This is a genomic window from Pseudomonas sp. 2995-1 (assembly GCF_002742505.1).
GTDB lineage: Bacteria > Pseudomonadota > Gammaproteobacteria > Pseudomonadales > Pseudomonadaceae > Aquipseudomonas > Aquipseudomonas sivasensis.
This window is the reverse complement of sequence record NZ_LJSA01000249.1, coordinates 284344-298120: the sequence shown is the minus strand read 5'-3', so window position 1 is coordinate 298120 and position 13777 is coordinate 284344. Positions and strand designations below refer to the sequence as shown.

13 protein-coding genes are annotated in these 13777 nt (G+C 61.1%); 6 read left to right on the top strand and 7 right to left on the bottom strand.

Annotation, left to right across the window (positions count from 1 at the left end; translation table 11 throughout):
* Window positions 1–8 precede the first annotated feature (8 nt).
* Window positions 9–1331: an amidase gene (locus tag AOA61_RS04170; protein ID WP_099601191.1), complete on the bottom strand. Its 1323-nt coding sequence runs from the start codon at window positions 1329–1331 to the stop codon at window positions 9–11.
* A 336-nt stretch (window positions 1332–1667) separates the two neighbouring features.
* On the opposite strand from AOA61_RS04170, the gene AOA61_RS04165 reads away from it, so the two are divergent.
* The 6 genes from AOA61_RS04165 to cmoB all read left to right on the top strand — a co-directional run bounded on the left by AOA61_RS04165 (window position 1668) and on the right by cmoB (window position 8280).
* Window positions 1668–2657, top strand: coding sequence for a GntR family transcriptional regulator (locus AOA61_RS04165; RefSeq protein WP_099601190.1), 990 nt, complete (start codon window positions 1668–1670; stop codon window positions 2655–2657).
* A 171-nt stretch (window positions 2658–2828) separates the two neighbouring features.
* Window positions 2829–5249 (top strand): endopeptidase La, encoded by a 2421-nt coding sequence (lon, locus tag AOA61_RS04160; RefSeq protein ID WP_032886465.1) that lies wholly within the window; start codon window positions 2829–2831, stop codon window positions 5247–5249.
* A gap of 250 nt (window positions 5250–5499) precedes the next feature.
* Window positions 5500–5889 (top strand): protease inhibitor I42 family protein, encoded by a 390-nt coding sequence (locus tag AOA61_RS04155; RefSeq protein WP_032886463.1) that lies wholly within the window; start codon window positions 5500–5502, stop codon window positions 5887–5889.
* Between the two features lies 1 nt (window position 5890).
* Window positions 5891–6547 carry a lysoplasmalogenase gene (locus AOA61_RS04150; RefSeq protein ID WP_099601189.1) on the top strand — a complete coding sequence of 219 codons (657 nt, stop codon included), beginning with the start codon at window positions 5891–5893 and terminating at the stop codon, window positions 6545–6547.
* Window positions 6548–6583: 36 nt separating this feature from the next.
* Window positions 6584–7327 carry a carboxy-S-adenosyl-L-methionine synthase CmoA gene (cmoA, locus tag AOA61_RS04145; RefSeq protein WP_099601188.1) on the top strand — a complete coding sequence of 248 codons (744 nt, stop codon included), beginning with the start codon at window positions 6584–6586 and terminating at the stop codon, window positions 7325–7327.
* Window positions 7324–8280, top strand: a complete 957-nt coding sequence (cmoB, locus tag AOA61_RS04140) for a tRNA 5-methoxyuridine(34)/uridine 5-oxyacetic acid(34) synthase CmoB (protein WP_032886458.1) — start codon at window positions 7324–7326, stop codon at window positions 8278–8280. The genes cmoA and cmoB overlap by 4 nt, the downstream gene beginning before the upstream one ends.
* 94 nt (window positions 8281–8374) lie before the next feature.
* Here the strand turns inward: cmoB and tadA are convergent, their stop codons facing one another.
* The 6 genes from tadA to rnc all read right to left on the bottom strand — a co-directional run bounded on the left by tadA (window position 8375) and on the right by rnc (window position 13667).
* Window positions 8375–8872: a tRNA adenosine(34) deaminase TadA gene (tadA, locus tag AOA61_RS04135; RefSeq protein ID WP_095183916.1), complete on the bottom strand. Its 498-nt coding sequence runs from the start codon at window positions 8870–8872 to the stop codon at window positions 8375–8377.
* A complete protein-coding gene (locus AOA61_RS04130) occupies window positions 8872–10254 on the bottom strand; it encodes a multicopper oxidase family protein (protein WP_095184314.1) in 1383 nt (460 codons plus the stop codon). Before AOA61_RS04130 ends, tadA begins: the two co-directional genes overlap by 1 nt.
* Window positions 10255–10447: 193 nt before the next feature.
* Window positions 10448–11191 (bottom strand): pyridoxine 5'-phosphate synthase, encoded by a 744-nt coding sequence (pdxJ, locus tag AOA61_RS04125; protein WP_032886456.1) that lies wholly within the window; start codon window positions 11189–11191, stop codon window positions 10448–10450.
* Window positions 11192–11242: 51 nt separating this feature from the next.
* Window positions 11243–11926: a DNA repair protein RecO gene (gene recO / locus AOA61_RS04120; RefSeq protein ID WP_095183914.1), complete on the bottom strand. Its 684-nt coding sequence runs from the start codon at window positions 11924–11926 to the stop codon at window positions 11243–11245.
* A gap of 156 nt (window positions 11927–12082) precedes the next feature.
* Window positions 12083–12985 (bottom strand): GTPase Era, encoded by a 903-nt coding sequence (gene era, locus AOA61_RS04115; RefSeq protein ID WP_032886448.1) that lies wholly within the window; start codon window positions 12983–12985, stop codon window positions 12083–12085.
* Entirely contained in the window at window positions 12978–13667 is a 690-nt protein-coding gene (gene rnc / locus AOA61_RS04110) for a ribonuclease III (protein ID WP_032886446.1), read from the bottom strand. The genes era and rnc overlap by 8 nt, the downstream gene beginning before the upstream one ends.
* Window positions 13668–13777 lie beyond the last annotated feature (110 nt).

The window sequence follows — 13777 nt, the reverse complement described above, 5'->3', positions numbered from 1 at the left end:
GTGTCTCCTTAAACGTTAATTACGGTTTCGACGGACAACGCTGCGCGCAGCAGGCGTGCGTCTTCTCCTGTCGGGGCGCTGAGCAGCAGCCCGGTGGGCAGGCCCTGGGCATCGCGGCCGCTGGGCAAGGTCACGCCTGGCATGTCCAGAAAACTGCCGGGCATGGTCAGGCGCAGGGTGGCGAGGTTGGTGTTCACGAAGAGGTCGTCGTCGTTTTCCAGGGGCGCCAAAGCGGGCGCGACGTGGGCGACGGTGGGGGTGATCAGGATCGCGCCGTCAAGGTCGTCGAGCAGTTGCTGTTGCAGACGACGGCGCGCATCGGTCAGGTGGATAAGTTGGCTGGCCGGCAGCGCGCGGGCGGCTTCGAGGCGGCGGCGCACGCGGGGGTCGAGTTGCTCGGCATCGGCGCTGTCAAGCAGGGTTTGGTGCAGGGCGAACGCTTCGAAGGCACCGAGCCAGCCGTGGTGTTTGATCAGATCCAGAGTGGCCTGGAAGGTCGGGCATTCACGATCTTCGATCAGCGCGCCTTGGGCCTTGAGTTGCGCCACGGCACTCAGCAGATTGTTGCGCACAGCGGGCTCGACGTCCTGCTGCGCCAGTACAAAGCGCTGGCCTTTGAGGCTGCGGGCACTGTGGGTCTGTGTGCGGCCATGGAGCAGGTCATCGATGGCCAGCGCATCACGCACGCTGCGGGTCAGCGGGCCGAGGCTGTCTAAGGAACGAGCCAGGGGAAATACGCCGTCACGGCTGTAACGTCGGCTGCTGCTGCGGTAACCCACCACACCATTGAGCGCCGCCGGGATGCGAATGGAGCCTGCGGTGTCGGTGCCCATGGCAATCGGCACAATGCCGGCGGCCACGGCCACGGCCGAACCCGAGGACGAGCCGCCGGGAATGCGCGGTTGGTCCGTGCCATGGGGGTTGTGCGGCGTGCCGAAATGCGGGTTGAGGCCCAACCCTGAATAAGCGAGTTCGCTGAGGTTGGTTTTGCCGATGCTGAACATCCCGGCGCGGCAAAGCAGGCCCACGCTCGGTGCGTCGAGCAAGGCCGCAGGCGCGTTGCGCCGGTAAGCAGCGCCGGCTGTGGTGACGCTGCCAGCCACGTCGAACAGGTCTTTCCAGGCCACGGGCACACCATCGAACCCGCTCAAGGGCTGGCCAGCTCGCCAACGGGCCGCGGACGCTTCGGCTTCACGGCGGGCGCGCTCGGCGGTCAGGGAAATGAAAACGCTGGCCGAGCGGCTCGCTTGATCGAGTGCCTGTTCGAGGGCTTGCACCGGGTCGCTGCGACCGCTGGCGAAATCCTCGGCCATTGATGTGGCGTCTGACATCAGGAGAACCTCATAAAACGTACATATTCATAAAATGTACATTTTACAAAGGCAGCTTTCGTGCCAGTCTCTACGTAGCGCTGTTTACGCGGTTAAGGTTTTTCGCCCATAGCAGCGGGATAGATGGTTTTGATCGATGGAAAAATGTCTTGCATCACACCTGGGATCCACCTCCAATGAAATAATGTATCTTTTATTAATAAGTACATTTTGGTGCAGAAAAGTAACAGTCACACCTTTCAGGCCCCAAAAAAGTGCCACCGACGTAGCACAGAGTGACAGGCGCAACTTATGAGAGAATCCCCGGCCACCGTCCTACAAGCCCCAGAGAAAGTGATGAAAGCAGTGTCCGCCTCGGCCTCCCGTTACGCGATGATTCACCAGGTGTTGCGCGACGCGATCGTCAATGGCACCGCCCGTCAGGGCTTGGTTTTACTGGAAGCGCCCTTGGCCGAACTGTTCGGCACCAGCCGCGTGCCGGTGCGCAAGGCGCTGGACCTGCTGCATGCCGAAGGCTTGATCTGCCGCTTCAACGGCCGGGGTTATCTGATCAACCCCGAAGGCTTGGTCATGGAGCCGCTGCGCCTGCCCCTGAGCCATGCGCACCTGGGTCTCAACGGCGAGGCTGAACTGGTGGACACCCGGCCGCTGGGCGAGCGGATCGTCGAGGAGATCGGCGCGGCACTGTCCACCTGCATTGCCTTCGGCCATTACCGCTTGGATGAACAAGCCGCCGCCGACCACTACGGCGTCAGCCGAGCGGTGGTGCGTGAAGCGCTGATGCGCCTGCGTGACCGTGGCCTGGTGGAAAAAGAGCCCTACTCCCAATGGTTGGCCGGGCCGTTGACCGCGCGGGAAGTCACCGAGGATTACGAACTACGTGCCTGCCTGGAGCCCGAGGCGCTGCGCCAGAGCGCACCGAACCTGGACCGCGAGGTCCTTGAAGCCATGCTGCAGCGGGTACTGGATGCCCAGAACAGCGCCGAGTGCAGCCTGGAAGCCATCGAGCAGATCGAAGAAGACTTGCACCAGCGCTGCCTGGCCGGGATGCAGAATCGTAAGATTGCCGCGCTGATTCGCCAGGGCCAAAGCCCGATGATCATCAGCCGGATTTTTTACCGATTGCTGGGGATCGGCGCGGATCCAGCCATGCTCGCCGAACATCGCTTGATTCTGGAGTTGCTGCTGCATGGCGCGTTTGACGCGGCGGCGTTGAATCTGCGCGAGCATTTGCAACGGGCACGGCAGCGGATGTTGCAGCGTTTGAAAGTGCTATCGGTGCTGCCAGAACAGCCACTCCCCGCCTACCTCCACAAAATCAGCTGACGCAACACGGAGCCAATGTTGGCAGGGCGGTGCGACGATTGACTTGCCCTCTCACACATTGACCAAGTCGCCGCAGGAATTTCATGCAATATGTTGCTATCTCACGCCCCCCATTGAAACCACTGCTGCCTCGCCCCATCTAACCTCCATACTTCCTTATGCAGGTGCCCCATGAGCGACCAGCAAGAATTCCCTGATTACGACCTCAACGACTACGCAGACCCCGAAAACGCTAAAACCTCCTCGTCCAATACCGGCCTGGCTCTTCCAGGGCAAAACCTGCCGGACAAGGTCTACATCATCCCGATCCACAACCGGCCTTTCTTCCCGGCGCAAGTGCTGCCGGTGATTGTCAACGAAGAACCGTGGGCTGAGACCCTTGAGCTGGTGAGCAAATCCGACCACCACTCACTCGCTCTGTTCTTCATGGACACGCCGCCGGAAGATCCACGCCACTTCGACACCTCCGCCCTGCCGCTGTACGGCACCCTGGTGAAGGTGCATCACGCCAGCCGCGAGAACGGCAAGCTGCAATTCGTGGCCCAGGGCCTGACCCGCGTGCGCATCAAGACCTGGCTCAAGCACCATCGTCCACCGTATCTGGTGGAAGTCGAATACCCACACCAGCCCACCGAGCCGACCGACGAGGTCAAGGCCTACGGCATGGCGCTGATCAATGCGATCAAAGAGCTGCTGCCGCTTAACCCGCTGTACAGCGAAGAGCTGAAGAACTACCTCAACCGCTTCAGCCCCAACGACCCGTCGCCCCTCACCGATTTCGCCGCCGCGCTTACCTCGGCTACCGGTAACGAGCTGCAGGAAGTGCTGGACTGCGTCCCCATGCTCAAACGCATGGAAAAAGTCCTGCCGATGCTGCGCAAGGAAGTCGAAGTCGCGCGCCTGCAAAAGGAGCTCTCCGCCGAGGTGAACCGCAAGATCGGCGAACACCAACGCGAGTTCTTCCTTAAAGAACAGCTCAAGGTGATCCAGCAGGAGCTGGGCCTGACCAAGGACGATCGCAGCGCGGACGTGGAGCAATTCGAGCAACGCCTGGAAGACAAAGTGCTGCCAGCCCAGGCGAAAAAACGCATCGATGAAGAACTGAACAAACTGTCAATCCTGGAAACCGGCTCGCCGGAATATGCGGTCACCCGCAACTATCTGGATTGGGCAACCTCGGTGCCGTGGGGCGTGTACGGCGAGGACAAGCTCGACCTGAAACACGCGCGCAAGGTGCTGGATAAGCACCATGCCGGCCTGGACGACATCAAGAGCCGTATCCTCGAGTTCCTGGCGGTGGGCGCTTACAAAGGCGAAGTCGCCGGCTCCATCGTGCTGCTCGTCGGCCCGCCGGGCGTGGGCAAGACCAGCGTGGGTAAATCCATCGCCGAGTCCCTGGGCCGGCCGTTCTACCGGTTCAGCGTCGGCGGCATGCGCGACGAGGCCGAGATCAAGGGCCATCGCCGTACCTACATCGGCGCCATGCCGGGCAAGCTGGTGCAGGCGCTCAAAGATGTTGAAGTGATGAACCCGGTGATCATGCTCGACGAGATCGACAAGATGGGCCAAAGCTTCCAGGGCGACCCGGCCTCGGCCCTGCTCGAAACCCTCGACCCGGAACAGAACGTCGAATTCCTCGACCACTATCTCGACCTGCGCCTGGACCTGTCCAAAGTGCTGTTCGTGTGCACCGCCAACACCCTTGACTCAATTCCCGGCCCGCTGTTGGACCGGATGGAAGTGATTCGCCTGTCGGGCTATATCACCGAAGAAAAAGTCGCCATCGCCAAGCGCCACCTGTGGCCAAAACAGCTGGAAAAAGCCGGCGTATCGAAAAACACCCTGACCATCAGCGACGGCGCCCTGCGCGCATTGATCGACGGTTATGCCCGTGAGGCAGGGGTGCGCCAGTTGGAGAAACAACTGGGCAAACTGGTACGCAAAGCCGTGGTCAAGTTGCTGGATGCGCCGAACTCGGTGATCAAAATCGGCAACAAGGACCTGGAAAGCTCCCTCGGCATGCCGGTGTTCCGCAATGAGCAAGTGCTGTCCGGTACCGGTGTGATCACCGGGCTGGCCTGGACCAGCATGGGCGGCGCGACCCTGCCAATCGAGGCGACGCGCATCCACACACTGAACCGCGGCTTCAAGCTCACCGGGCAGTTAGGCGAGGTGATGAAAGAGTCTGCCGAAATTGCCTACAGCTACATCAGCTCCAACCTGAAGTCGTTTGGCGGCGATCCGAAGTTCTTCGACGAAGCCTTCGTGCACTTGCACGTGCCGGAAGGTGCCACGCCGAAGGACGGCCCGAGCGCTGGCGTGACCATGGCCAGTGCGTTGTTGTCCCTGGCCCGTAACCAAGCGCCGAAAAAAGGCGTGGCCATGACCGGCGAACTGACGCTGACCGGGCATGTATTGCCGATCGGCGGCGTGCGCGAGAAGGTGATTGCTGCGCGACGTCAGAAGATTCACGAGCTGATATTGCCGGAGCCAAATCGCGGCAGTTTTGAAGAGTTGCCGGAGTATCTTAAAGAGGGCATGACGGTGCACTTTGCCAAGCGGTTTGCGGATGTGGCTAAAGTGCTTTTCTAATTCGCCTTGTCCCTGAACAGGGCTTCTGTGGTGAGCGGGCTTGCCCCGCGCTGGGCTGCGAAGCAGCCCTCTTGAAAAGACCCCATTCCTTCAGAAGGAATGGGGTCGTCAGTATCGGGCCTGCTTCGCAGCCCAGCGCGGGGCAAGCCCGCTCACTACAACAAGCACCCACGTCTGTCGCATCCCTCTTGTCACACCTTGTCTCATCTTCGGTTATGCTCGCCCTTCGTCGTGTATAAACGGAGTCTCCATGACTGCTGCCCGCCTGCTTCTCCCCCTGAGCCTTTGCCTGCTGACCGCGTGCGCCAGTGCGCCGAAGCAAAACGTCACCGTGGAAAACCAGAGCGCCTGCCCGCTCCAGCTTAAAACCGGGCAAAACCTGATCCTCACCCTGCCGAGCAACCCCACCACCGGCTACCGCTGGGCCATCCAGGATTCCGCCGGCGGCGTGCTGCGTGCGCTGAGCCCTGAGGTCTACAGCAGCACTGAGTCCGGCGTGATCGGGGGCGGTGGTCAATCCACCTGGCGCTTCCAGGCGTTTGCCGCCGGCCAGGGTCGTTTACGCCTGACGTCCCAGCAGCCGTGGGAGCCGGAAGCCGAACCCGTGGAGACCTTCGACTGCACCCTTACGGTGAACTGATATGCCATGGCTGATACTCGCGTTGATGGGCGCCGCCACTTTTATCTACGGTTTGAGCACTCACGCGATGTTGCTCTGCCTGCTGGTCAAACCGCTGCCGGTACTGGCGTTGCTGGGCTGGCTGCATGACGCACCGCCCACCGACTATCGACGCTGGATCAGCCTCGGGCTGATTTTCTCACTGGTGGGCGACGTGTTGCTCGCTTGGCCTGGCGACTTGTTTATCTTCGGCCTCGGCGCGTTTCTGATTGCGCACCTGGCATACCTCAAGGCCTATTTCAGCGATTGCCGTCGTTTGGCGGTATTACCGTTGGTATTGGCGCTTGGTGTAGGCGTCGTCCTGCTGAGCATCCTGATTTCCCATGGCCTTGGCGACTTGTTGATTCCCGTCGTGGTTTACGCCTTGGTGATCAGCACAATGCTCTGGCGCGCGCTCGCGCGGCTGGGCAGTGACGTGCCAAAACGCTCGGCCTTACTGGCTGCGGCGGGCGCGGTGTCGTTTGTGTTTTCAGACGCCCTGATCGGCATCAATCGGTTCGTGGTGGCGTTCGACGCCGCGCCGTATTTGCTGATCACCACGTATTGGCTTGGCCAGTGGGGCATCACCGCCTCTGCTTTCCATCAGACAACCCGCGCACACGAGGGCCAACTTGGCTAAAATGCCGGCCTTTCCCCCCTCGTCGCCGGAACAACCGTGAGCAAAGAACCCGATCGCCTTTTCGCCCAGCCCCTGCCCCAGGTGCCGGACTTCGCCTTTAACGAGGACGTGGTGCGGGTATTCCCGGACATGATCAAGCGCTCGGTGCCAGGCTACCCGACTATCGTCGAAAACCTCGGTGTGCTCGCGGCGCAGTTTGCCCAACCCAACAGCGTGCTCTACGACCTGGGTTCATCCCTTGGCGCTGTCACCCAAGCCCTGCGCCGACACGTGCGTACCGACGGCTGCCGAGTGATCGCGGTGGATAACTCCGCCGCCATGGTCGAGCGCTGCCGCGAATACCTCACTGGCCAGGACTCGATGTTCCAGGAGTTGCTGCCGGTCGAGGTGATCGAGGGCGATATCCTCGCGCTGCAATTCCAGCCGGCTTCGGTGGTGGCGTTGAATTTCACCCTGCAATTCATCGCGCCCGAGGAGCGCCTGAGCTTGCTGTCGCGAATTCGTCAGGCGCTGTTACCGGGCGGTGCGCTGATCCTTTCGGAAAAGCTGCGCTTCAATGACCTTGAAGAACACGCGCTGCTCACCGACCTGCATATCGCGTTCAAACGCGCCAACGGCTACAGCGAACTGGAAATTGCCCAGAAGCGCAGCGCCATCGAAAACGTCATGAAGCCCGACAGCCTCGAAGAACACCGCGAACGCCTGCTGGCAGCCGGGTTCTCGAAAGTCGTGCCGTGGTTCCAGTGTCTTAACTTTGCCTCGTTGATTGCCCTGCCATGATTGATCTGTCTCCCCTCGCCCGCCATTTGGTCGGCACTCCTCTGGCCGTATGGGCCCAAGGCCTGCAAGCGCAGCTCGACAGCAAAATGGAAAAAGGACATGGCGACCTGGAGCGCTGGCAGAGTGCATTGGATGCACTGCCGAAGATCATGCCCAGCGACGTCGACTTACTGAATGACCTGGTGCTGGACACCGACTGTGACGACGAAACCCGCGCACAGATGCGCACCGCATTGATGGGCCTGAGCCCATGGCGCAAGGGGCCGTTCCACCTGTTCGGCGTGCACGTCGACACCGAATGGCGCTCGGACTGGAAGTGGTCACGCGTCGCACCGCACCTGGACTTGAAAGGCAAGCGCATCCTCGATGTCGGCTGCGGCAACGGTTACTACATGTGGCGCATGCTCGGCGCCGGTGCCGACAGCGTAATAGGTGTCGACCCTAACTGGCTGTTCTTCTGCCAGTTCCAAGCGGTACAGCGGTATCTGTCCGAACCGAAAGCCTGGCACCTGCCATTTCCGTTTGAAGACTTGCCGGCCAACCTGGAAGGCTTCGACACGGTGTTTTCCATGGGCGTGTTCTACCACCGTCGCTCGCCCATCGAGCATTTGCTGGCGCTGAAGGACACCTTGGTCAAGGGCGGCGAGCTGGTCCTGGAAACCCTGGTGGTGGAAGGCGACCAGCAACAGGTGCTGGTGCCGGAAGACCGTTATGCGCAGATGCGTAACGTGTGGTTCCTGCCGTCGGTGCCGGCGCTGATGCTGTGGCTGCGCCGCGCAGGTTTCAGCGATGTGCGTTGCGTGGATGTGAGCGTGACCACGGTGGAGGAACAGCGCGGGACGGAATGGATGAAGTATCAGTCCCTGAGTGACTTCCTCGATCCCGAGGATCACAGCAAGACGATTGAAGGGCTGCCGGCACCGATGCGGGCGGTCATCATCGCCAAGAAGTAACCGCTAATCTCCCTGAAAAAATGAAGATCAAAAATGTGGGAGGGGCAAGTCGAATCGTCGCACCGCCCCTCCCGCATTTGATATTCGGTGTTGGTTAGATCTGAGGCTTGGCCCGGCGAGCCTTGAAGAATTCGCTCAATACCGTGCCGCACTCCTCGGCCAGCACACCGCCTTCAAACATCACTCGATGATTCAGAAAGCCCTGGGTAAAAAACTGCCCCTGGCTTTGCACAATCCCCGCCTTCGGCTCCAACGCGCCATAAACCACCCGCGCGACTCGCGAATGCACGATCAACCCCGCGCACATGCTGCACGGCTCCAACGTCACATACAGCGTGCTGCCCACCAGCCGGTAGTTGCTGATGGCCTGGGCGGCGTCGCGTATGGCGACCATCTCGGCATGGGCGCTGGGATCGTTGCCGCTGATGGGACGGTTGAAACCGCGACCGATGATTTCACCGTCCTGCACCAACACCGCACCCACGGGCACTTCGCCCAGTGCGGCGCCTTGGGCGGCAAGTGCCAGGGCTTCACGCATGAAGTCTTGGTCGCGGCTGCGGTCGATGATTGCCGCGGGGCGAATCTGGCGCATCACGCCACCTCGATGGCGGCCATCAGGCCGGTTTCCATATGGTCGATGACGTGGCAGTGGAACATCCACACTCCAGGGTTATCCGCCACCAAGGCCACGCGGGCGCGCTCGTTCTTGCCCAACAAATAGGTGTCGGTAAAGTACGGGATCACCTTGTGGCGGTTCGAGGCGATCACCTTGAAGCTCATGCCGTGCAGGTGGATCGGATGCTGGTACTGGGTCATGTTCTTCAATTCGAAAATGTAGCTCTTGCCCTTTTCCAGCTTGGCAATCGGTCGGTCGGCGCAGGTCTTGTCGGTGATGTCCCAGGCCTGGCCGTTGATCTGCCACAGGCTCGGCGGCTTGCCATTGTCGACGTTGACCGAGACCGAGCCGACCCACTCGAAATTGAAGTTGAGTTTCTCGGCATTGGCCAGGTCCGGTTCGGCAATCGGATTGGCGGGCAGCGCCGGGGGCCATTCGGTCGGTGCATCGGTGTTGGCGACTGAGCGGAAAGTGCCCAGGCGCACCGGGCCGTTGCGAATCGAGAGCTCTTCGCCCGCCGGCGGTGCCTTGATCGCCAGGCAGATGCGCATACCCGGCCCCAACCAGTACTCCTTGCCCAATGGACGCGGTTCGATGGGATTGCCGTCCAGCGCATAGATCTGCGCTTCGACGTCGGGGATGTTGATGCGATAGGTCAGGGTGTTATCGAGGTTGAGCAGCCGCACGCGGGTGATCTGCCCTGCGGGTAAGTCGATCACCGCCTGGGATACGCCATTGATCGTCGACAGCCGCCCGGCCGTACCGCCACGCGCCGCTTCACGGGGAACGCTGAAGGCAACGAACGCACCCTCTTCGTCCACATGCCAGCTCTTCAGGCTGAGGGTCCGTTCGTGTTTGAAACCGGTGGGTTCACGCTCTTCGATGATCAGCGGGCCGACCAGGCCTCGGCCGAGTTCTTCGCTACTGTTCACATGCGGGTGATACCAGTAGCTGCCGGCGTCGGGCACGCGGAATTTGTAGTCGAAGTATTCGCCCGGCAGCACCGGCAGTTGCGAGACATAGGGCACGCCGTCCATTTCCAGCGGCAGGCGGATGCCGTGCCAGTGGATGGTGGTCGCGACCGGCAGGTGGTTGATAAAGCGCACCCGCAACCATTCGCCCTGACGCACACGCAACTCGGTGCCGGGTGCCGAGGGGCCGAACGCCCAGGCTTGGGTCTTGTGCCCCGGCACCAGCTCCACGTCCAACGGTGCAGCGATCAGCTCGTAGTCGTGACCCGCTTCGGATTCAGCGACTTTCCCCAGCCAGTAGCGGTAGGCGCCACCGGCACCGACGCCCACTACGGCCAGGCCTGCAAGACCACCCAGGATTTGTCGACGGGAAAAGGATCGGGACACAACAACCTCACGTATCTGCCGCAGGCCCAAGGCCTGCAAAGGGCAGATACGATACACCTGCATCGGCTAAACAGTAAGGCTTCTCATGTGGGAGGGGGCTTGCTCCCGATAGCAGTGTGTCAGCCACCACATTTATGGCTGATACACCGCTATCGGGAGCAAGCCCCCTCCCACATTGGTTCTTCATTGTTTTTTAGGGCTTGGAGGCCGCCAGGATCAGGGCTTTCATCTCGGCCACAGCGCCTTTGAAACCGACGAATAGCGCGTGGGCTACCAACGCGTGGCCGATGTTCAGCTCGTTGATGCCTTTGATCGCAGCCACGGCTTCGACGTTGTGGTAATGCAGGCCATGGCCGGCGTTGACGATCAGGCCTTCATTGAGGCCGCAGTTCACACCTTCAATGATGCGCTGCAGTTCATCCGCCACTTCGGTCGGCGTGGTGGCATCGGCGTAACGACCAGTGTGCAGTTCGATGGCCGGCGCGCCGACACGACGCGACGCTTCGATCTGGCGCTCGTCGGCGTCGATGAACAGCGACACTTCGCTGCCGATTTTCGACAGGCGCTCCACCGCGGCCTTGATCCGCGCTTCCTGGCCGGCCACGTCAAGGCCGCCTTCGGTGGTCAGTTCCTGGCGGGTTTCCGGTACCAGGCAGATGTGCGCTGGGCGAATGCGCTCGGCGAAGAGCATCATTTCTTCGGTGACGCCCATTTCGAAATTCATGCGGGTTTGCAGCACGTCCTTGAGCAGCAACACATCGCGTTCCTGGATGTGGCGGCGGTCTTCTCGCAGGTGCACGGTGATGCCGTCGGCGCCTGCTTCTTCGGCGTCCAGCGCGGCCTTGACCGGGTCAGGGTAACGGGTGCCCCGGGCCTGGCGCAGGGTGGCGACGTGGTCGATGTTGACGCCAAGAAGAATGCGATTGCTGGTGGTCACGGAAGCGCTCCTGAAAAGGGAAAGAAACGGTGCACAGCATACACGGGGAGGTCAGGGCTTTCGAAACAACTCGCGGCTGACCAACGGCCGTCCGCCCAGATGCACGGCCAAGGCCTGACGCATCAAGCGCTTGGCGGCGGATAACGCACCGGGTGCGCTCCAGTCGGCCTCGCTCATGGCCAGCAGTTCGGTGCCCTGGAACAGGCCGGGTTGCAGCAGGTAGACGCGCTCAAGACCCGCGTCGACTTGCAGGCGGTACATGCCGTCGGCGGCGACGGGGTCGCCGTGCAGGTCGTTGCTCAGCTCGAAGCCGTAGCCCAGGTCATCGAGCAGACGCCATTCGAAGGCACGCAGCAGCGGCTCCAGAGGGCGACCTTCGGCCAGGGCCAACAAAGTGGCAGCATAGTGATCGAAGACAGCCGGGTGCGGGTCTTCGGCGGGCAACAGACGGATCAGCAGCTCATTGAGGTAGAGCCCACTGAACAACGCATCGCCATTGAGCCAGGCGGAAGTGCCGACGCTTTCCAGGCGGCCGACGTTTTTCAGCTCGCCCTTGCCGCGAAACTCCACGTCCAACGCCACGAAGGGCCGCGCCAATGTCCCCGCCTTGCCCCGCGCGCTACGCAACACCGCGCGCAGGCGGCCTTGGGGCGTGAGGAAATCCACTAGCGCGCTGGTCTCGCGGTAGGCGCGGCTGTGCAGGACGTAGGCGAGTTGGCTGGGGGGTTGGGACATGGGTGCTCACTGCTGGAATGCATTTTTTGAAAACTACACAAACCTAATGTGGGAGGGGGCTTGCCCCCGATGGCAGTGTGTCAGTCACTTATTTATTAACTGACTCACCGCCATCGGGAGCAAGCCCCCTCCCACATTTTTTGCCCTGCGGTGTTCTTACAGGTCGCCGTAACCGAGGGAACGCAGAGCGCGCTCGTCATCGGACCAGCCGCCTTTCACCTTCACCCACAGGTTGAGCATGATCTTGGAATCGAAGAGCAATTCCATGTCCTTGCGCGCCTCGGTGCCGATGCGCTTGATGCGCTCGCCCTTGTCGCCAATGATGATTTTCTTCTGGCCGTCACGCTCGACGAGGATCAGCGCATGGATATGCAGGGTCTTGCCCTGTTGCTTGAACTCTTCGATTTCGACGGTGATCTGGTACGGCAGCTCAGCACCCATCTGGCGCATGATTTTCTCGCGGACCAGTTCAGCGGCGAGAAAGCGGCTGCTGCGGTCGGTGATCTGGTCTTCCGGGAAGAAGTGCTCGTTCTCCGGCAGGTAGCCAGCGATCACGCGCTCCAGGGCTTCGAGGTTATGACCGTGCTGGGCCGAGATCGGCATGATCTGGGCGTTCGGCAGTTGCTCCTGCAACCAGGTCAGGTGCGGCATCAGTTCGGCTTTGTCTTCGATGCGGTCGGTCTTGTTCAGCGCGACGATCAATGGGCCGGTGACGTACTGCACACGCTCAAGGACCATCTGGTCTTCGTCAGTCCACTTGGTGCGGTCGACCACGAAGATCACCACGTCGACGTCTTTCAACGCCGCCGAAGCGGTCTTGTTCATGTAGCGGTTCAGGGCTTTCTCGCCACCTTTGTGCATACCCGGGGTGTCGACGTAGACCGCTTGCACGGCGCCTTCGGTCTTGATGCCCAGCATGTTGTGGCGAGTGGTCTGAGGCTTGCGCGAGGTGATCGCGAGCTTCTGACCGAGGATGTGGTTCAGCAGCGTGGACTTGCCCACGTTCGGGCGGCCAACGATGGCAACATAGCCACAGCGTGTTGCGGTTGAATCAGTCATGGCCATTCTCCACGCCCAGGGCAATCAGTGCTGCAGCGGCCGCTACCTGTTCGGCAATACGACGGCTCACACCCTGACCTCGGCTTTTTTCATTCAGTAAGGTGATTTCACATTCCACGAAGAACACGCGGCAATGGGGCTCACCCTGGATATCCACCACTTCGTAGCGTGGCAGTTCGCAACCACGGGACTGCAGGTATTCCTGCAGGCGGGTCTTGGGATCTTTGTTGGTGTCGACCAGCGTAAGGCTTTCAATCTCCGAAGCCAGCCAGGCGACCACGCGCTCCTTGGCCGTTTCCATACCTGCATCGAGGTAAATCGCGCCGATCAAGGCTTCGAGGGCATCGGCCAGGATCGACTCGCGACGGAAGCCACCGCTTTTCAATTCGCCCGACCCCAGGCGCAGGTACTCACCCAGGCCGAAACCACGGGCCAGTACGGCCAGGGTCTCACCCTTTACCAGACGTGCGCGCAATCGCGACAGCTGGCCTTCGCGCGCTTGCGGGAAGCGTTCGAACAGCGCCTCACCGGCGGCGAAATTGAGAATGGCGTCACCGAGGAATTCCAGGCGCTCGTTATTACGCCCTGCAAAGCTGCGGTGTGTGAGGGCAAGGATCATCAATTCCTGATCCTTGAAGGTGTAGCCGAGCTGGCGCTCTAAACGACTTAGCGAAACGGTCACGGTTTATCCATACCTAGTTGCTGCATATCTAGTGGGTGGCACCGGCGGCCATCGACGATTGACGCAGTGTTCAAATTCAAATCCTGATGGTTACAGCCTGGAGCCGGAAT

Bases quoted from the DNA above. Each gene is read 5' to 3' on its own strand.
- recO (WP_095183914.1), bottom strand. From the start codon at position 11,926: ATGTCCCAACCCCCCAGCCAACTCGCCTACGTCCTGCACAGCCGCGCC.
- AOA61_RS04170 (WP_099601191.1), bottom strand. From the start codon at position 1,331: ATGTCAGACGCCACATCAATGGCCGAGGATTTCGCCAGCGGTCGCAGC.
- AOA61_RS04155 (WP_032886463.1), top strand. From the start codon at position 5,500: ATGACTGCTGCCCGCCTGCTTCTCCCCCTGAGCCTTTGCCTGCTGACC.
- tadA (WP_095183916.1), bottom strand. From the start codon at position 8,872: ATGCGCCAGATTCGCCCCGCGGCAATCATCGACCGCAGCCGCGACCAA.
- era (WP_032886448.1), bottom strand. From the start codon at position 12,985: ATGACTGATTCAACCGCAACACGCTGTGGCTATGTTGCCATCGTTGGC.
- AOA61_RS04150 (WP_099601189.1), top strand. From the start codon at position 5,891: ATGCCATGGCTGATACTCGCGTTGATGGGCGCCGCCACTTTTATCTAC.
- AOA61_RS04165 (WP_099601190.1), top strand. From the start codon at position 1,668: ATGAAAGCAGTGTCCGCCTCGGCCTCCCGTTACGCGATGATTCACCAG.
- lon (WP_032886465.1), top strand. From the start codon at position 2,829: ATGAGCGACCAGCAAGAATTCCCTGATTACGACCTCAACGACTACGCA.
- cmoB (WP_032886458.1), top strand. From the start codon at position 7,324: ATGATTGATCTGTCTCCCCTCGCCCGCCATTTGGTCGGCACTCCTCTG.